The organism is Pseudaquabacterium inlustre (genome assembly GCF_038066595.1).
GTDB classification, from domain to species: Bacteria; Pseudomonadota; Gammaproteobacteria; order Burkholderiales; family Burkholderiaceae_C; genus Pseudaquabacterium; species Pseudaquabacterium inlustre.
In genome coordinates this window covers 544686-561659 of the sequence record NZ_JBBUTH010000010.1, presented here as the reverse complement: position 1 = coordinate 561659, position 16974 = coordinate 544686, and the positions used below count along the sequence as shown (strand labels likewise).

Below are 16974 nucleotides of genomic sequence, written 5' to 3'. Positions count from 1 at the left end.
TGGGGTGGCGCATGGGCGCGGACGTGCTGGTGATCGGAGGAGGCAATGCCGCGCTGTGCGCTGCGCTGATGGCGCGCGAGGCGGGTGCCAGCGTGCTGCTGCTGGAAGCCGCGCCGCGCGAATGGCGCGGGGGCAACTCGGCCCACACGCGCAACCTGCGCTGCATGCACGACGCCCCGCAGGACGTGCTGGTCGACGCCTACCCCGAAGAGGAGTATTGGCAGGACCTGCTCAAGGTCACCGCCGGCAAGACCGACGAGGCACTGGCGCGGCTGGTGATCCGCGCCTCGTCCAGCTGCCGTGACTGGATGCGCCAGCATGGCGTGCGCTTCCAGCCGCCACTGTCGGGTGCGCTGCATGTGGCGCGCACCAACGCCTTCTTCATGGGCGGCGGCAAGGCCCTGGTCAACGCCTACTACCGCAGCGCCGAGCGCCTGGGCGTGCAGGTGCGCTACCAGGCGCCGGTGTCGCGCATCGAGTTGCGCGACGGCCGCTTCGTCGCGGCCTGGGTGGGTGATGAGCGCCTCACGGCCGGCGCCTGCGTGCTGGCCGCCGGCGGCTTCGAGTCCAACCGCGAGTGGCTGCGTGAGGCCTGGGGCTGCAATGCGCGTGGCGAGTGGCCGGCCGACAACTTCCTGATCCGCGGCACGCGCTTCAACCAGGGCACGCTGCTTCGCCACCTGATCGACGACCACCAAGCCGACGCCATCGGCGACCCCACGCAGGCCCACATGGTGGCCATCGACGCGCGCGCGCCGCTGTACGACGGCGGCATCTGCACGCGCATCGACTGCGTGAGCCTGGGCGTGGTGGTCAACCGCGAGGCGCAGCGCTTCTACGACGAGGGCGAGGACTTCTGGCCCAAGCGCTACGCCATCTGGGGCCGCCTGGTGGCCCAGCAGCCGGGGCAGATCGCCTGGTCGATCATCGACAGCCAGGCCGTCGGCCGCTTCATGCCACCGGTGTTTCCGGGCACGCAGGCCGACACGCTGCCCGCGCTGGCGCGCCAGCTGGGACTGGACGAGGCGCAGTTCATGCAGACGCTGGACGCCTACAACGCCGCCTGCCGGCCGGGCCACTTCGACCACACCGTGCTGGACGACTGCCGCACCGAGGGCTTGGCGCCGGCCAAGACGCACTGGGCGCGGCCCATCGTCAAGCCGCCGTTCTACGGCTATGCGCTCAAGCCCGGCGTGACCTTCACTTACCTGGGCTTGCGCACCGATGCCACCGCCGCGGTGCGCTTCGGCGGCCAGCCCAGCGCCAACCTGTTCGTGGCGGGCGAGATGATGGCCGGCAACGTGCTGGGCCAGGGCTACACGGCCGGCGTGGGCATGTCCATCGGCACGGCGTTCGGGCGCATTGCCGGCCAGCGCGCGGCGTCCGCCGCGCAACGCAGGGAGAGCGCCCATGCTTGAGCTGCAACGCCTGACCCGCGAGGCCAGCGCGCTGGCCGATGGCGCCGTGAGCACGGGCTCGCCCGAGGCCGAGGTGGCGCGCGTGATGCAGATCTGCAATGCCTGCCGCTACTGCGAGGGCTTCTGTGCCGTGTTCCCGGCGATGACACGGCGCCTGGCCTTTGGCGAGGCCGATGCGCACTACCTGGCCAACCTGTGCCACCACTGCGGCGCCTGCCTGCATGCCTGCCAGTACGCGCCGCCGCACGACTTTGCCGTGAACGTGCCGCGCGCCATGGCCCAGGTGCGCCAGCGCACCTACGCCCAGCACGCCTGGCCGGCGGCGCTGGGCCGCGCCTACGAACGCAACGGGCTGGTGCTGGCCGTGGCGCTGGCGCTGGGCCTGGCGCTGTTCCTGGCGCTGGCGGTGCTGCTGAAGGGTGGCATGCACCCGGCGCCTGCCGCCAGCTTCTACGACATCTTCCCGCACCACCTGCTGGTGGGCCTGTTTGCGCCGGTGTTCGGCTTTGCGGCGCTGTCGCTGGGCATCGGCGTGCGGCGCTTCTGGCGCCAGGCCACGCCGGTCAGCAGCGGCCAGCCCTTGAGCGCCGCCGCGGCCGGTGAGGCCACCAGCCAAGCCCTGGTGCTGCGCTACCTGGACGGCGGTCACGGCGAGGGCTGCCACAACGACGACGACGCCTGGACCCATGCGCGCCGTCGCTGCCACCACCTCACCTTCTACGGCTTCATGCTGTGCTTTGCCGCCACCGCGGTGGCCACGCTGTACCACTACCTGCTGGGCTGGCCGGCGCCCTATGCCCTGCCGTCACTGCCCAAGCTGCTGGGTGTGAGCGGCGGCATCAGCCTGGCGCTGGGCACGGCCGGCCTGGGCTGGCTGCACCTGCGCCGCCACCCGCTGCATGGCGACCCCGCCCAGCGGCCGATGGACCTGGGCTTCGTCGCGCTGCTGTTCGGCACCGCCGTGAGCGGGCTGGCGCTGTGGGCGGCCACCGGCAGCAGCGCCATGCCCTGGCTGCTGTGCCTGCACCTGGGCTGCGTGATGGCGCTGTTCGCCACCCTGCCCTGCGGCAAGTTCGCGCACGGCATCTACCGCCTGGCGGCGCTGCTGCGCCATGCGGTCGAGAAGCGCCAGCCCAACCCGGTGGGCCTGGGCGCCGACTGATTCCCGTTCACCCGTCGACGTCCGACAAGGAGACAACACCATGCAACGACGCCACACGCTGGCCGCCATCGCCGCGGCCATCGCCACCACCCTGCCCGGCCTGGCCGCAGCGCAAGACCTGCCGGCCAAGAAGAATCTCACCATCGTCGTGGGCTTCGCCGCCGGCGGCGCCGCCGACACGGCCGCGCGCATCATCGGCAAGAAGCTGGCCGACAACACCGGCTTCACGGTGGTCATCGAGAACAAGGCAGGCGCCGGCGGGAACATCGCCCACCAGTACGTGGCCACGGGCCCGGCCGATGGTTCGGTGCTGCTGTTCGGCTCGGTAGGCCCGCTGGCCATCGCGCCGCACCTGATGAAGATCGCCTACGACCCGCAGCGCGACCTGGCGCCGGTGACCATGGGCGTGAACTTCCCCAACGTGCTGGTGGTGCACGCGGGCCTGAAGATCAAGACCTTCGCCGAATTCATCGACTACGCCCGGAAGAACCCACGCAAGCTCGACTTCGCGTCCACCGGCGCCGGATCGGCCAGCCATCTGGCTGGCGAGCTGATGGACGACATGGCCAAGATCGACACCGTGCACATCCCGTACAAGGGCGGTGCGCCGGCGCTGCAGGACCTGCTGGGCGGCCGCGTGGCGGCGTACTACTCCACGCTGTCCACCGCGCAGCAGCATATCGAGGCCGGCAAGCTGATCCCGCTGGCCGTCACCGGCGCCAAGCGCATCCCGCAGCTGCCCAACGTGCCCACCATCGCCGAGTCGGGCTACCCCGGCTACCTGGCCACCAACTGGTATGCCTTCGTGGCCTCGTCCAAGGTGCCCAAGCCCATCCTCGACCGCTGGAACACCGAGCTGGTCAAGGTGCTGAAGTCGCCCGATGTGGCGGCCGAGCTGAACCAGCATGGCATGCCGCCGGCGCCCGGCACACGTGAGGAACTGGGCAAGGAGATCGCGCGCGAGTCGGCCCTGTGGGCCCGCGTGATCCGCGACCGCAAGATCACCATCGAATGACGCGGACCACCGCACCCACCCCTTCTGGAGACCGCTTGATGTACCCCCTTCCGCTGATCGGTCGCCGTGCGGCCCTGCGACTGGGCCTGCTGGCCGCTCTGGCCCTGGGCCAGGTCGCGGCGCTGGCCGCCGAGATCCGAGTCATCACCTCCGGCGCCTTCACCGAGGCCTACAAGCAGCTGATCCCGCTGTACGAGCAGGCCTCGGGCCACACCGTGATCAGCAGCTTCGGCGCCTCGTCCGGCAACGCGCCGGATTCCATCCCCAGCCGCTTCGCGCGCGGCGAGGTGTTCGACCTGGTGATCCTGTCGGAGACCGGGCTGGAGGCCCTGGTCAAGGCCGGCCACGTGGTGCCCGGCTCGCGCATGGACCTGGCCCGCTCGAAGATCGGCGCCGCCGTGCGCAAAGGCACGCCCAAGCCGGACATCAGCAGCGTGGCAGCCTTGCGCCAGACGCTGCTGAACGCGAAGTCGGTGGCCTATTCGGCCAGCGCCAGCGGCACCTACCTGTCGGGCGAGCTGTTCCCGAAGCTGGGCGTGGCCGAGCGCCTGAAGGAGACCGGCAAGCGCATCCTCAGCGAGCGCGTGGGCGCCGTGGTGGCGCGCGGCGACGCCGAGCTGGGCTTCCAGCAGGTCAGCGAGCTGATCTACTTCAAGGAGCTCGACTTCCTGGGCACCCTGCCCGAGGAAGTGCAGCAGACGCTGTATTTCTCGGCCGGTCTGGTCCAGGGCAGCCGGCAGGCCGATGTGGCCGCTCACCTGGCACGCTTTCTGAGCTCGGCCGCGGTGGCCGAGACGGTGCGCGCCACCGGCCTGGACCCCGTGGCCGGCAAGCGCTGACACAGGCCCCGCGGCACGCCTGAGAACGACACCATGGACGAGCCCGCCTGCCTGCGGCCACCGAACGCGCGGGCCCTGTTCACCGCCTTCACGCTGCTGTCGCTGCAGGGCTTCGGTGGCGTGCTGGGGGTGGTGCACCGCGAACTGGTGGAACGCCGGCGCTGGATGAGCGAGAGCGAGTTCGCCGGTGACTGGGCCATGGCCCAGGTGCTGCCGGGCCCGAATGTCTGCAACCTGGCGCTGATGTACGGCTGGCGCCAGTTCGGCTGGCGCGGCGCGCTTGCCGCGCTGGCCGGCCTGCTGTGCGCACCAGCCCTGCTGCTGATTGCGGTGGCCACGCTGCTGGTCAGCGTGGACCAGCTGGCGCCGGTACGCGGCGCCATCGGTGGCATGGCCGCCGTGGCGTCCGGCATCGTGGCCGGCGCCGGCCTGCGGCTGGCGCGGGGCCTGGGCACGCATCCGCTGGGCCTGTGCGGCGCCTGGGGGGTGGCCGCGGCCGCGCTGGCCGGCCTGCTGGCCGCCCGTCTGCCACTGCTGTGGGTGGTGGCCGCCGTGGGGCTGCCCAGCTGCTGGCTCACCTGGCTGCGCCTGCGCCGCGCGCCACCGGCGTCGGCACCATGAGCGCCGCCAGCACCGTCGAGCTGTTCCTGATCCACCTGCACCTGTCGCTGCTGAGCGTCGGCGGTGCGATGACGGTGGCGCCCGATCTGCACCGGGTGCTGGTGGACCAGCAAGGCTGGATCAGCAATGCCGCGTTCACGCGCGCCATCACGCTGGCCCAGGCCATGCCGGGGCCGAACGTGCTGTACATCGCGCTGCTGGGGTGGCAGACCGGTCTGTCCGGCGCCGCCGCCCACGCGGGTGCGCAGGCAGGTGCACTCATGGCCGGCCTGTCGGGGCTGCGCGGCCTGGGTGCCAGCCTGCTGGGCGTGCTGCTGCCCAGCTCCATCCTGGCCTGCGCAGCCGCGCGGCTGCAGCAGCGCTGGTCGGGTCATCGGGTGGTTCAGGCCTTCCGTGCCGGCATGGCGCCGGTGGTGGTGGCGGCCATGCTCGGCTCGGCATGGGTCATCGCCCGGGGCGCGAGCATCCCTGCCAACGGCTGGCTGGCCCCCGTGCTGGCCTTGCTCACCACCGTGGCCGTGGCCTGCAGCCGCGTGCACCTGCTGTGGCTTCTGCTGGCCGGCGCGCTCACGGGCGCCCTGGCCGGCATCACCGGCATCGGTCTGTCCTGACCGTATGCCGCCTTCCCCTGCCGGCCCGACGGACGGGCCGACCCTGCTTCATGAACACGGAGACAAACCCGATGAACATCCGCACCATCGCCACCACCACCCTGGCCTGCTGCGCCGCAGCCGGCTCCTGGGCGCAGAGCAGCATCACCATCGGTGGCGTGATCGACGCCGCCGCACGCCAGGTGCGCAACGAGGGCCGCGGCGCCGTCAGCAGCCTGGCCAGCGGCGGCAACTCCACCAGCCGCCTGATCTTTCGCGGCAGCGACGACCTGGGCGACGGCATGAGCGCCTCGTTCCACCTGGAGACCGGCCTCCTGCTGGACACCGGCACGTCGGCCTCGGCCACCCAGTTCTGGGACCGCCGCTCCACCCTCAGCCTGGCCACGCCCGCGCTCGGCGAGCTGCGTGGCGGCCGCGACTACGTGCCCACCTACACGCTGTGGACCCGGCATGACCCGTTCAGCTACGTGGGCGTGGCCGGCTCCACCAACCTGCTGGCCAACAGCCAGCAGGGACCGGTGCGCGCCGCCTTCGGCACCACCGCGAACACGCTGGTGCGGGCCAGCAACACGCTGCAATGGCTGCTGCCATCCGCGCCAGCCGGCATGGCCGGCCTGGAGGGCGGTGTGATGGTCTCCGCCCGCGAAGGTGGCAACTCGGCCGACGGCCAGCACAAGCTGCAGGGTGTGCGGCTGGGCTACGTCACCAAGGCCTTCAGTGTCGGCGCGGCCACCAGCACCACTGAAAGCAACCTCACCACGCTGGGTCGCTTCAGGGACACGAGCGTGGGCGCCATCGGCGAGCTGGGCATGGCCCGTGTGTCAGCCGCCTGGCGCCGGCTGAGCTACGGACCGGCAACGCAGACCGACGTGATGCTGGGCCTGTGGTGGCCGGTGGCCGGCGGCGAGGTCAAGGCCTCGTGGCACCGCGCCAACCTGGACGGCAAGGTGGGCAGCACCGCCGTCCAGGCCAACGATGCCACGCAGTGGGGCCTGGGCTACGTGTACAGCCTGTCGCGCCGCAGCGCGCTGTACGCCAGCTGTTCGCGCATCTCGAACGACGGTGCAGCCACCTTCACCGTGCCGGGTGGCGCCAGCGGCATGACCGCCGGCGGCCGTTCCACCGGCTACGAGCTGGGCGTGCGCCACACGTTCTGAGCGAGGCGAGACCTGCGATGTGCAACAGCGCCGTTCACTGCGCCAGCCAGCGCGCCGGCGCCAGCACCAGCGCCGGAAACAGCACCAGCAGGAACAGCACCACGAACTGCGCGGTCATGAAGGGCAGCACGCCGCGCGTGACCTCATCCATCTTCATGCGGCCCACGCCTGCCACCACGTTGAGCACCGTGCCCACCGGCGGCGTGACCAGGCCGATGGCGTTGTTGATCATGAACAGCACGCCGAAGTAGACCGGGTCGATGCCGGCGGCCTTGACCACCGGCATCAGCACCGGCGTCATGATCAGGATGGTGGGGGTCATGTCGAGTGCCGTGCCCACCACCATCACCAGCAGCATGATCACGACCAGCAGCAGGGTCTGGTTGTGCATGAACGGCTCGAGCAGGGCCACCACCTGCGCCGGGATCTGCGCCACGGTGATCAGCCAGGCGCTGACCATGGCCGCGGCTACCAGGAACATGATCACGGCCGTGGTGCGCGCCGAGGCCACGAACACCTCCACCAACTGCGCCGGCTTGAGCTCGCGGTAGACGAACACCGCCACGAACAGGGCGTACACCGCCGCCACCACGGCCGCCTCGGTGGGCGTGAACACGCCCATCTTCAGCCCCACCAGCACGATCACCGGCAGGAACAGCGCCCAGGCCGACTCGCGCAGCGCGCGCCAGCGCTGCGTGGCATCGGCGCGCGGCGGCGGTGTGACCGCCTCGCGCCGCGCCACCCACCACCAGGCCACGGCGATGGACACGCCCATCAGCAGCCCGGGCACGATGCCGGCCAGGAACAGCTTGCTGATCGACACATTGGCTGCCACGCCGAAGACCACGAAGCCGATTGACGGCGGGATGATGGGCGCGATGATGCCGGCCGACGCGATGAGCCCGCCCGAGCGCGCGCGATCGTGCCCCGCGGCCACCATCATCGGCAGCAGCAGCGCGGCCAGGGCGGCGGTGTCAGCCACGGCCGAGCCCGACAGCGCCGCCATCAGGCAGGCGGCGACGATGGTCACGAAACCCAGGCCGCCACGCTTGTGGCCCACCAGCGTGAGCGCCAGCGCGACGATGCGGCGGCTGAGGCCCCCCACGTTCATGATTTCGCCGGCCAGCATGAAGAAGGGCACGGCCAGCAGCGGGAAGCTGTCGGCCCCGTTGATCACGTTCTGCGCCAGGATCTGCGCATCGAACAGGTCCAGGTGCCACATCAGCGCCACGCCCGAGACCAGCAGCGAGAACGCGATGGGCATGCCCAGGGCCATGGCACCCAGCAGGGACGCCAGGAAGACAAAGACGGTCATGTCAGGAGTCCCTCAGCATCACGTCACCCGGTGGCAGACCCACCGGCAGGCCGCGCAGCAGGCGCAACAGGCGGCGCAGCAGGCAGGCCATGGCGCCCAGGCCGAAGACCACGCCGCTGGCATAGAACCAGCCCACCGAGGCGCCGCTGACCGGGGCCTGCACGTCCCAGTTGATGCGGGTCTGCTGCCAGGCGCCCTGCAGCAGCAGCACGGCCGTGGCCAGCATCAGCAGCGTGGCGGCCAGTTGCAGCGCGCGCCGGCCGCGCGGGCCCAGCCGGTCGAGCAGCATGTCGCTGCCCATGTGGGCCTCGTCGGCCAGCGCCGCGATGGCACCCAGGAAGGTCAGCCACACGAAGAGCCAGCGCGCCAGCTCCTCGCTGACCGTGATGCCGCTGTTGAACACATAGCGCAACAGCACGTTGCCGGCCACCAGCACCACCATCACGGCCAGGCAGGCGGCGCCCAGCAGGTCGAGTGCGCGGACGGCGCGCGTCATGCCGCCGCCGTCTCGCGCAGCAGGCCCACCAGGCCCACCAGCGCGGCCAGGTAGCTGTGCACGCCCAGGCCCTGCACCGTGGCGCGCACGGCCGGCGAGATGATGGAGTGCGCGCGCCAGGCCTCGCGTGCGGCGATGTTGCTCATGTGCACCTCCAGGCACGGGAAGGGCATGGCCTTGATCGCGTCGTGCAGCGGCACGCCGTGCTGCGTGAGGCCGGCCGGGTTGATCAGCGCGCCGTGGGCGGTGTCGATGTGCTGGTGAAGGCAGTCGATCAGCGCGCCCTCGTGGTTGCTCTGCAGGGTGGTGAGGCGCACACCGAGCGTCTCGGCCAGCGCGGCCAGGCGCTCGTTGATCTGCGCCAGCGTGGTGTGGCCGTAGATGTGCGGCTCGCGGCGGCCGAACAGGTTCAGGTTGGGGCCGTGCAGCACCAGGATGTTCAGCGGCGTGGCGCTCATTTCTGCACCTTGGCGAGTTCGTCGTTGTAGAGCTTGACCAGCACCGGGTCGTAGCTGGCGGCGAACTTCTCGGTCACCGGCTTGGCGATCGCGCGCATGCGCGCCTGCTCGGCCGGGCTCAGCTCGTTGTACTGCATGCCCTTGGCCTGCAGTTCGCCCACCGCCTTCTGCGCCGCGGCGCGGCTGACCTGGCGCTGGTAGCCACGGCTCTCGTCAGCGGCCTCGTGCATCCACTTCTGCTCGGCCGGGGTGAGCTGGTCCCAGAATTTCTTGCTCACCAGCACGATGTTGGCGGCGTACACGTGGTTGGTGGCACTGACGTGCTTCTGCACCTCGAAGAACTTGTTCGATGCGATGACCGCAAACGGGTTCTCCTGGCCGTCGACAGCCTTGCTCTCCAGCGCGCCGTACAGCTCGGCAAAGGGCATGGGCACCGGGTTGGCCTTGAAGGCCTTGAAGGTCTCGATGAACACCGGGTTGGGAATCACCCGCAGCTTCAGGCCGTCCAGATCCTCAGGCTTGGTGATGGCGCGGCGGCTGTTGGTGACGTTGCGAAAGCCCAGGTCCCAGTAGCCCAGCGCCACCAGCCCCTTCTCGGGCAGGCGCGCCAGCAGGGCCTGGCCGAAGGCGCCGTCCAGCAAGGCATCGGCCTGCGCGAAGCTGGCCACAGAGAACGGGAAGTCGATGAGCCCGAACTCCTTGACGATGCCGGCCAGCGAGGTGGTGGCCGGTGCTGACATCTGCTGCACGCCGCCCTGAAGCGCCGACTGCTGCTGCATCTCGTTGCCCAGTTGCGACGACGGGAACTCCTGCACCTTCATGCGCCCGCCGCTCTTGGCGGCCAGCAACTCGGCGAAGCGCTTGACGCCGAAGCTCACCGGGTGATCGGCGTTGTTCAGGTGGCCGAAGCGGAGGGTGCGCTCGGGCGTGGTCTGGGCCTGCGCAGCGCCGCCGAGTGCAGTGACGGTGGCCAGGGCAAGCGCCGTGCGGCGCAGCAGTGGATGGTTCAAGGCTTGTCTCCCGATGGGTGTGGGGTGTTGGCGATGGCGACGGACTCTCCGCGCCACGCCCGGACGCCGGGCGTGCGAACGTACGGCGGTCGACGTCATGCAATCGACTCTAAATGAATTGGAAAACTTTTCCAATAAGTAATTTCTTTCTTGCTGCGCTATACACTGGGCGGCACCTTGGACAAGGCCCGTGGGCGGGCCGGGAGACGACGCACATGAGCGGACAAACCGAGCGCAGCTTCATGCTGCTGGAGCATCTGGTGGCCCATCCGCAGGGCTGCTCGCTGTCGTCGGTGTCCACGGCACTGGGCCTGCCGCTCAGCGCCACGCACCGTTTGCTGGCCGAGCTGATCCGCCTGGGCTATGTGCGCCAGGATCAGAGCCATGGCGAGTACGTGCTGACCATCAAGCTGGTGGCCATGGGCCTGAGTTTCCTCAGCAGCACCGGCATCACCGACATCGCCCAGCCCCTGCTGGACCAGCTGGCGGCCGAGGCCGGTGAGCTGGTGCGCCTGGCCGTGGTGGATGGCGATGCACTGATCTTCGTGGCCAAGGCCCAGGGCGCGCGCAGCGGCCTGCGCTACGACCCCGACATGGGCCTGTCGGTGCAGCTGTCGTGCAGCGCCGCTGGCCATGCCTGGCTGGCCACCATGACCGACGAGGAGGCGCTGCAGCGCGTGGCGCGCCAGGGCTTCGGCAAGCCCGAAGACTTCGGCCCCAAGGCGCCCACCACCGTGAAGGCGCTGCTGGCGCACCTGAAGCTGGCGCGCAGCCGCGGCTTCTCGGTCATCAACGAGGTGTTCGCCCCGGCCATGACGGCGATGGCGGCGGCCGTGCGCGATCCGCGCGGCCAGGTGATCGGCGTGGTCACCATCGCCGGTCCGCTGATCCGCCTGACCGAGGAGCGCATGCTGGCCCTGGGCCCCACGCTGATGAACACGGCCGCCCAGGTGGGTCAGGCCAGCAGCGGCTCCGCGCTGTTCCGCCGCGCCGCCTGAGCGCGGCGCTGTCCTGCTGCGCAGACGCTCAGCGCGACCGGTTTGGCAGCGGCACGGCCTGGATGCGGCCATCCGGCTCCTCGCACCACAGCGTCGTGAGGCCTTGCGCGTCGTCGGCGGCGAAATACAGTCGTGGGCCCACCCGCGTGAACTGGTGCGGGTAGCTGTCGGCCGGGCCCGGCGCCAGGTCGGCCAGCAGCCGCGCGCCGGCGGCACTGCCGTCGGCGGTCCAGAGCTCGTAGCCGTATTCGGCGTCCAGCGCGGCATAGAGCAGGCGCGAGCCGTCGGCGGTCAGGCGGTTGGGCACCTCACCACCTGGCACCGTCTGGCGCGGTGCGTCCTCCCCCGGGGCCTGACGTGCGGCCAGCGCGGCACGGGCCTGGGCAGGCGCCATCGGTTGCGGCACGAGCCGTGTGCCCGCGGCGCTGCCATCGCTGCGCCACAGCTGTACCGGGCCGGCGCCGTCGGAGGCGGCGAAGAACAGCCCGCCGGCAGCGGCCGTCAGGTGGGCCGGCAGGCCGTGACCGGGGCCGGGGTGGAGATCGCGCACCAGGCGCGTGCCAGCCGCCGTGCCGTTGCTGGTCCACAGCTCGATGCCGTGCCGGCCGTCGTCTGCGGCGAAGTACAGGCGCTTGTTCCAGGCGGCCAGCGACGTCGGGCGCGAGCCCGCGGCACCGGGCAGGATGTCGCGCACCAAGCGCGTGCCGCGGGCCGTGCCATCGCTGACCCACAGCTCGGGGCCATGGCGACCATCATCGGCCACGAAGAAGAGCTGCGAGTCCACGGCCGTCAGCCGCGCCGGCATGGCGCCCACCGGGCCGGGGCGCAGGTCCCTCACCGCGCGGGTGCCCGCCGGCGTGCCATCCGTCACCCACAGCTCGGCACCGTGCCGGCCATCGTCGGCGACGAAGAACACGCGGTCGCCCACGCGCACCAGCTCGCGCGGGTTGCTGCCCGCGGCACCGGGGTTCAGGTCCTTCAGCAGCCGGGTGCCGCCCTCGGTGCCGTCGCTGGTCCACAACTCGAAACCATGACGACCGTCATCAGCCACGAAGAGCAGGCGCTCGGCCAGCGGCGTCAACGCGCTGGGCACGCTGTCGTCGGGGCCGGGGCGGATGTCGGCCACGCGGCGCGTGCCGCCGGCCGTGCCATCGGTGCACCACAGTTCGAAGCCGCTGACGCCATCGTTGGCGGCAAAGCAGGCCTGCCGGCCGAAGCGCACCGGCTGAGACGGATGGCTGCCCAGCGCGCCGGGGCGGATGTCGGCCAGCAGGTGGGGCGGCCGGTCGGGTGCGTCCAAGATCCACAGTTCCTGACCATGCTCGCCATCGTCCACGCTGAGCAGCAGGCGCTCGTCCAGCGCCAGCAGGTTCACCGGCACGGCCACCGGGCGCGCGCGCGGCGGTCGCCACTGGGCGCCGGCCGGCGGCGCCCAGCCTGCCAGCGCCGTGAGCGCCGCCAGGGCCAGCGCGCCCAGCCGGCGCGGCCAACGGCCGTGACCCGCTGGCGCCGGCGGCTCACCCGGCCGGCGGGTCATGGCTGGCGGCGGCGCCAGGCCGCCCCACCTACGCCGGTCAGGCCGGCCAGCATCAGCACCAGCGCGCCGGGCTCGGGCACCGGCGCGGCCACCGAGTGGATGGCGGCCACCAACTGCAGCTGCGGCAGCGATCCGCGTGTGTCGTAGTCCAGCCCGATCTCGATGCGGTCGACCGTGGCGCCCACGGCCACGCCGAAGTGACTGAGGTCCAGCCGCGTCATGTTGACGTTGTGGTCGTCGACGATGGTGGTGGTCTCGGTGGTGAAGTACAGCCGGCGTTGGCCGTTGATCGTGACCCACAGGCTGTCAAAGCCTTCCTGCGAGTACTCATAGGCCTCGTGCCCCACCTCGAACAGCGCCAGATCGTCGCCGGCGCCGTTCAGCACATGGAAGGCGCTGAAGCCCAGCACCACGCTGGCACCGGACGTGGCGCTGCGCACCCAGGTGGACAGGCTGGCGCCGGTGAGCGCCTGGGCGACAGAGGCGGCGGGGGTCTCGAACACGCCCTGGCTGCCGATCAGCGTGTCGGCGAAGCCGCGTGCATCGAGCGTCAGGCCGCCGATCTCCAGCGACTGGGCGGCGGCCGGCGTGACCAGCATGAACAGGGCCGTCGTGGCGGCGGCCAGGGTGGACAGGAGGCGGGACTGCGGGGTCATGGTCGGGGTCTCGAGGGGCGAAAGGTGCTCAGCGGCCACGGCGTCGGGCGGCCAGCAGCAGCGTTCCCAGGCCCAGCGCAAACAGCGCCCAGGCCTGCGGTTCGGGCACGGCGGCGGCGGCCGACACGTCGACATTGCTGCGCAGACTGAACCAGCCGGTCTGCTGCGCGTTGTCGACGTCGATCACGAAGCTGACGCGGCCGCTGTCGGTGCCGCTGCCGCCGCTCAGCAGCGGCGAGGCCAGCAGGCGCTCGGCGCTGAAGCTGGTGCCGGTGTCGAGGTTGCCGGCATTCAGCGTCAGTGCCGCCAGGGCCCAGCTGTGGCCACCATCGCTGAACGGCGAGGCCACGCTCAGCGTGTAGTCCACCAGCACCGTCACCTGGCCGGCACCCGACAACGTGAAGCCGCTGGCCTGCTGCAGCCAAGCCTGGCCGGTGTGCGGCTGCGACAGATCGGGCGTGACGATGAAGCGCCAGGCGCCGGCACTGAGCAGCGAGCGGCCATCGGCGTCGGCGCTGACGCTGGCCACCGCATGGGCGGTGGCCGTGGCCAGGCTCTGGGCCGCGGCGCCACTGGCCGGCAGCAGCGGGTCGGGCTCCCGCAGGCTGTTGCCGCCCAGGCCGCCGGCCTCGCGCGATTCGGCGAAGGCCGACTGGAAGCCGAAGCCGTCCAGCCACTGCAGCGTGAGGCCGTTGCCGGTGACGAACTGCAGCTGCGTGACCTGCACGCTGGTCGTGGCATCGGCCGCAGTGGCCGGGGCGCCGAGCGCCAGCGCTGCGGCGCCGGCCAGCAGGGCGAAGGGGGTGCGGAAGGTGTTCATCGTTGGCTACTCCGTGTCGGGGTCAGTAAACGACCACCTTGCCCGTGGCGCGCGGGCTGGTGCAGTCGTTGAAGAAGAACTCGCCGCGCTGGTTGAAGGTGTAGGCCTGCACCTGGCCCGGGGCCAGCGGACCGATGTTGAACAGGCCCTCGAAGAACTGCGTGGCGCAGTGCGGCTTGGTGTTGGTGGCCGGGTTGCTGAAGGTCACCGTGGTGCCCAGCGGCACACGCAAGTGCTGCGGCGCCATGGCGTTCACGGTGTCCAGCTCCACCGTGCTCACCGTGCCGTTGCTGTAGCTGCGGTTGAGCACGATGGTGTTGTTCACCACGCTGCCCTCCACCGCGGCGGCGGTGATGTCACGGCGCAGCGCGGGCGGCTTGGGCGCGGGCAGTGGGGCCACGGTGCCGCCCAGCTTGAAGGCCCACAGGTAGTCACCGCGCGGCGCATCGGCGAAGGGCAGGCCCGAGCCGCCGGCAAACACCGCGATGTACTGCTCGCCGTCGATCTGATAGCTGATCGGGCTGGCATTGATGGCCGCGCCGGTCTGGAACTTCCACAGATCGCGGCCATTGAGCGCATCCATCGCCAGCAGCGTGCCATCGGGCTGGCCCATGAACAGCAGGTTGCTGGCCGTGCTGAGGATGCCATTGCCATGCGCCACCGACCACGGCAGCGCCTTGCGCCAGGCCACGGTGTTGGTGGCCGGGTTCACCGCCACCACGCCGCCCGACATCGGCGTGCCCAGCGGGCGCAGGCCGTTGCTGGCCTCGGTGAGCGAGTGCGCCACCGCCACATAGCCCACGCCGGTGTAGATCAGCTTGGTGGTGTGGCTGAACGACTGGTGGTTCCAGTCGGCGCCGCCGCCCTGGCCGGGGAAGGTGAGGATGGGCTCGTCCCAGTGCGGCGTGAACAGGCAGCCCTGCTTGAAGTTGGGCACGGCGCGGGCCGGGCCGTCGGTGGTGGGGCAGGTGGGCACGAACGAGCCGCCACGCGGATAGGGCTGGGTGGGCCAGGTCTTCTGGCGCGCGTCCTGCGGCACCGGACGCTCGTCCACCGGGTTGATCGGCACGCCGGTGGCACGGTCCAGCACGTAGTGCATGCCGGTCTTGCTGCCGTAGACCACGGCCTTGCGCGCCGCGCCGTTCACCGTGATGTCAGCCAGCACCGGGGCCATCACGTTGTCCATGTCCCAGATGTCGTGGTGCACCGACTGGAAATGCCACTTGTAGGCGCCGGTCTTGGCGTCCATGGCCACCAGCGAGTTGCCGAACAGGTTCTGGCCGCCGCGGCTGGCGCCGTTCTGCGAGGAGCCCGCGCGCACATTGCCGAAGGTCCAGTACACGGTGTTGAGCTGCGGATCGATGGCCGGGTGGATCCACGGTGTCGCGCCACCGGTGAGGTAGGTGTCGCCCTCCCAGGTGTCGCCGCCGATGGTGCCCGGGGCTGCGGTGCCGAAGAAGTGCCAGGCCAGATCGCCGTTGCTGGCGTGGAAGGCCAGCGCCGCGCCGCGGTTGCCGTCGTTGGTGCCCACGTAGACCATGCCGTCGTGGTAGACCACGGCCACCTTGGCGATGTTGCCGTAGCCGTTGTGCTGGCGCTCCCACACCACCTGGCCGGTGGCCTGGTCGAGCGCGATGACGTAGTTGCCGGTGGTCAGCGTGTAGACCTTGCCGCCACCCACGGCCACACCGCGCCGCGTCTGGCCGCCGCGGCCGGGGTTGTAGCTCCACTTCACGGCGCCGGTCTTGCCGTCCACCGCGTGCACGCGGCCTTGCGCCGTCTCGATGTAGAGCACGCCGTCCACGGCCACCGCGGTGCTCTGGTTGTTGCCCGACTTGGCGCCGCCTTCCAGGCTGGTCAGCCAGGCCGCACCCAGCTGGCCGATGTTGCCCTTGTGGATCTTGGACAGGGCGCTGTAGTTCTGGTTGCCGAGATTGCCGCCCACCTTGGGAAAGTCGGTGGTGGTGGCCAGGCAGCAGTTGTCGGCGGCCGCGGCCGCCGGGGTGGCCAGGGGCGTCAGCAGCAGCAGGGGCAAGAGGGGGCCGATGGGGAAGAGGGGCCGCAGGGCGGCGGCACGGCGCCGAGGCGGGGTGCGGGTCATGTCGGGGGCTCCTTCGGGGCGGCGGGCGCCCAGGGCGCTGCCAGCCGGCGCGCAGGTGCGGGCCGAGAGGCAGCAGAACGGGATGCGGCGCGCGCGTGGCAGCCGCTCGGTTTGGGTGATGGGTGACTAAGTCGTTGAACCCAACGGTGGCACCCGCAGGGGTCGGTCGTGCCTCACCCGGGCAGCGCGCGCTCGCGGCGGTGGCGAAGGCCCACGACACCTATGCCGGCCAGCAGCAGGGCCACGCTGGCGGGCTCGGGCACGGCGGCGGTGTAGGCCAGCTGCAGCGTGGCGCTGCGCCAGCGGCCATCGGCCAGGCCGGGCAGGTCGTCCACCGCATCGTAGACCTCCAGGTTCAGGCGGCCGTCTGCGGCCAACCTGAAGGCCAGGCCGCTGTTGACCAGGTCCACACGGCCCTGGCCCTGGAAGCTGCCGGCAGCGGCCGCATTGGGGGCAGGGCTGAACTGCACGCCTTCGCCGCTGGTGGCGGTGAGCGACAGCGTCAGCTCCTGCAGCCAGCTGGGGTCGAAGGCCTGCACGTCCACCGTCCACGTGAGTCCGGTGATGTAGGCCAGCGACGGCAGGTGGAAGGCCAGCGTGGTGTTGTCCGCATCACCCTGCAGGCCGGTGCTCGGCAGGTTGCGGAACGCGATGGTGTAGCTGCCGTCGGCGGCATGTGCGCTGCCGGCACCGGCGGCCAGGGTGGCGCCAGCCAGCAGCAGCGTGGAGAGCAGGTGGGGCATTCGCATGCGCATGCTCC

General features: G+C 71.1%; 17 protein-coding genes. 8 read left to right on the top strand and 9 right to left on the bottom strand.

The window, feature by feature from the left end; genetic code table 11:
* The first annotated feature begins 11 nt into the window (after nucleotides 1-11).
* From tcuA to AACH10_RS22665, 7 genes are all read left to right on the top strand, one after another.
* A complete protein-coding gene (tcuA, locus tag AACH10_RS22695) occupies nucleotides 12-1418 on the top strand; it encodes an FAD-dependent tricarballylate dehydrogenase TcuA (RefSeq protein ID WP_341412811.1) in 1407 nt (468 codons plus the stop codon).
* Nucleotides 1411-2580 (top strand): tricarballylate utilization 4Fe-4S protein TcuB, encoded by a 1170-nt coding sequence (tcuB, locus tag AACH10_RS22690; RefSeq protein ID WP_341412810.1) that lies wholly within the window; start codon nucleotides 1411-1413, stop codon nucleotides 2578-2580. The genes tcuA and tcuB overlap by 8 nt, the downstream gene beginning before the upstream one ends.
* A gap of 40 nt (nucleotides 2581-2620) precedes the next feature.
* Complete coding sequence (locus AACH10_RS22685; RefSeq protein ID WP_341412809.1) at nucleotides 2621-3595, top strand: Bug family tripartite tricarboxylate transporter substrate binding protein; 975 nt, start codon at nucleotides 2621-2623, stop codon at nucleotides 3593-3595.
* Nucleotides 3596-3633: 38 nt separating this feature from the next.
* Nucleotides 3634-4434 carry a substrate-binding domain-containing protein gene (locus tag AACH10_RS22680; protein WP_341412808.1) on the top strand — a complete coding sequence of 267 codons (801 nt, stop codon included), beginning with the start codon at nucleotides 3634-3636 and terminating at the stop codon, nucleotides 4432-4434.
* A gap of 33 nt (nucleotides 4435-4467) precedes the next feature.
* Nucleotides 4468-5055 (top strand): chromate transporter, encoded by a 588-nt coding sequence (locus tag AACH10_RS22675; protein WP_341412807.1) that lies wholly within the window; start codon nucleotides 4468-4470, stop codon nucleotides 5053-5055.
* On the top strand, nucleotides 5052-5666 hold the full coding sequence (locus tag AACH10_RS22670; protein WP_341412806.1) for a chromate transporter: 615 nt from the start codon (nucleotides 5052-5054) through the stop codon (nucleotides 5664-5666). The genes AACH10_RS22675 and AACH10_RS22670 overlap by 4 nt, the downstream gene beginning before the upstream one ends.
* A 71-nt stretch (nucleotides 5667-5737) precedes the next feature.
* Complete coding sequence (locus AACH10_RS22665; RefSeq protein ID WP_341412805.1) at nucleotides 5738-6823, top strand: porin; 1086 nt, start codon at nucleotides 5738-5740, stop codon at nucleotides 6821-6823.
* Nucleotides 6824-6857: 34 nt separating this feature from the next.
* On the opposite strand, the gene AACH10_RS22660 is transcribed toward AACH10_RS22665, so the two are convergent.
* The 4 genes from AACH10_RS22660 to AACH10_RS22645 are packed head-to-tail and all read right to left on the bottom strand — an operon-like array spanning nucleotide 6858 to nucleotide 10102.
* Nucleotides 6858-8138 carry a TRAP transporter large permease subunit gene (locus tag AACH10_RS22660; RefSeq protein WP_341412804.1) on the bottom strand — a complete coding sequence of 427 codons (1281 nt, stop codon included), beginning with the start codon at nucleotides 8136-8138 and terminating at the stop codon, nucleotides 6858-6860.
* Between the two features lies 1 nt (nucleotide 8139).
* A complete protein-coding gene (locus tag AACH10_RS22655) occupies nucleotides 8140-8634 on the bottom strand; it encodes a TRAP transporter small permease (protein ID WP_341412803.1) in 495 nt (164 codons plus the stop codon).
* Nucleotides 8631-9077, bottom strand: coding sequence for a type II 3-dehydroquinate dehydratase (locus AACH10_RS22650; protein ID WP_341412855.1), 447 nt, complete (start codon nucleotides 9075-9077; stop codon nucleotides 8631-8633). Before AACH10_RS22650 ends, AACH10_RS22655 begins: the two co-directional genes overlap by 4 nt.
* Nucleotides 9078-9088: 11 nt before the next feature.
* A complete protein-coding gene (locus AACH10_RS22645) occupies nucleotides 9089-10102 on the bottom strand; it encodes a TRAP transporter substrate-binding protein (protein ID WP_423228646.1) in 1014 nt (337 codons plus the stop codon).
* A 215-nt stretch (nucleotides 10103-10317) separates the two neighbouring features.
* Here AACH10_RS22645 and AACH10_RS22640 point away from each other — a divergent pair, with 215 nt between their 5' ends.
* Entirely contained in the window at nucleotides 10318-11100 is a 783-nt protein-coding gene (locus tag AACH10_RS22640; protein ID WP_341412802.1) for an IclR family transcriptional regulator, read from the top strand.
* A 28-nt stretch (nucleotides 11101-11128) separates the two neighbouring features.
* Here the strand turns inward: AACH10_RS22640 and AACH10_RS22635 are convergent, their stop codons facing one another.
* From AACH10_RS22635 to AACH10_RS22615, 5 genes are all read right to left on the bottom strand, one after another.
* Nucleotides 11129-12637 carry an ELWxxDGT repeat protein gene (locus tag AACH10_RS22635; RefSeq protein WP_341412801.1) on the bottom strand — a complete coding sequence of 503 codons (1509 nt, stop codon included), beginning with the start codon at nucleotides 12635-12637 and terminating at the stop codon, nucleotides 11129-11131.
* Nucleotides 12634-13293 (bottom strand): PEP-CTERM sorting domain-containing protein, encoded by a 660-nt coding sequence (locus tag AACH10_RS22630; protein ID WP_341412800.1) that lies wholly within the window; start codon nucleotides 13291-13293, stop codon nucleotides 12634-12636. Before AACH10_RS22630 ends, AACH10_RS22635 begins: the two co-directional genes overlap by 4 nt.
* 28 nt (nucleotides 13294-13321) lie before the next feature.
* Complete coding sequence (locus AACH10_RS22625) at nucleotides 13322-14113, bottom strand: PEP-CTERM sorting domain-containing protein (protein WP_341412799.1); 792 nt, start codon at nucleotides 14111-14113, stop codon at nucleotides 13322-13324.
* Between the two features lie 22 nt (nucleotides 14114-14135).
* On the bottom strand, nucleotides 14136-16214 hold the full coding sequence (locus AACH10_RS22620) for an outer membrane protein assembly factor BamB family protein (protein ID WP_341412798.1): 2079 nt from the start codon (nucleotides 16212-16214) through the stop codon (nucleotides 14136-14138).
* Nucleotides 16215-16387: 173 nt separating this feature from the next.
* A complete protein-coding gene (locus tag AACH10_RS22615) occupies nucleotides 16388-16963 on the bottom strand; it encodes a PEP-CTERM sorting domain-containing protein (protein WP_341412797.1) in 576 nt (191 codons plus the stop codon).
* Nucleotides 16964-16974: the final 11 nt, after the last annotated feature.

What these genes read in the sequence shown, in the direction of transcription:
- tcuA (WP_341412811.1), top strand. Translation starts at nt 12, where the DNA reads ATGGGCGCGGACGTGCTGGTGATCGGAGGAGGCAATGCCGCGCTGTGC.
- tcuB (WP_341412810.1), top strand. Translation starts at nt 1,411, where the DNA reads ATGCTTGAGCTGCAACGCCTGACCCGCGAGGCCAGCGCGCTGGCCGAT.
- AACH10_RS22685 (WP_341412809.1), top strand. Translation starts at nt 2,621, where the DNA reads ATGCAACGACGCCACACGCTGGCCGCCATCGCCGCGGCCATCGCCACC.
- AACH10_RS22680 (WP_341412808.1), top strand. Translation starts at nt 3,634, where the DNA reads ATGTACCCCCTTCCGCTGATCGGTCGCCGTGCGGCCCTGCGACTGGGC.
- AACH10_RS22675 (WP_341412807.1), top strand. Translation starts at nt 4,468, where the DNA reads ATGGACGAGCCCGCCTGCCTGCGGCCACCGAACGCGCGGGCCCTGTTC.
- AACH10_RS22670 (WP_341412806.1), top strand. Translation starts at nt 5,052, where the DNA reads ATGAGCGCCGCCAGCACCGTCGAGCTGTTCCTGATCCACCTGCACCTG.
- AACH10_RS22665 (WP_341412805.1), top strand. Translation starts at nt 5,738, where the DNA reads ATGAACATCCGCACCATCGCCACCACCACCCTGGCCTGCTGCGCCGCA.
- AACH10_RS22660 (WP_341412804.1), bottom strand. Translation starts at nt 8,138, where the DNA reads ATGACCGTCTTTGTCTTCCTGGCGTCCCTGCTGGGTGCCATGGCCCTG.
- AACH10_RS22655 (WP_341412803.1), bottom strand. Translation starts at nt 8,634, where the DNA reads ATGACGCGCGCCGTCCGCGCACTCGACCTGCTGGGCGCCGCCTGCCTG.
- AACH10_RS22640 (WP_341412802.1), top strand. Translation starts at nt 10,318, where the DNA reads ATGAGCGGACAAACCGAGCGCAGCTTCATGCTGCTGGAGCATCTGGTG.
- AACH10_RS22635 (WP_341412801.1), bottom strand. Translation starts at nt 12,637, where the DNA reads ATGACCCGCCGGCCGGGTGAGCCGCCGGCGCCAGCGGGTCACGGCCGT.
- AACH10_RS22630 (WP_341412800.1), bottom strand. Translation starts at nt 13,293, where the DNA reads ATGACCCCGCAGTCCCGCCTCCTGTCCACCCTGGCCGCCGCCACGACG.
- AACH10_RS22625 (WP_341412799.1), bottom strand. Translation starts at nt 14,113, where the DNA reads ATGAACACCTTCCGCACCCCCTTCGCCCTGCTGGCCGGCGCCGCAGCG.
- AACH10_RS22620 (WP_341412798.1), bottom strand. Translation starts at nt 16,214, where the DNA reads ATGACCCGCACCCCGCCTCGGCGCCGTGCCGCCGCCCTGCGGCCCCTC.
- AACH10_RS22615 (WP_341412797.1), bottom strand. Translation starts at nt 16,963, where the DNA reads ATGCGAATGCCCCACCTGCTCTCCACGCTGCTGCTGGCTGGCGCCACC.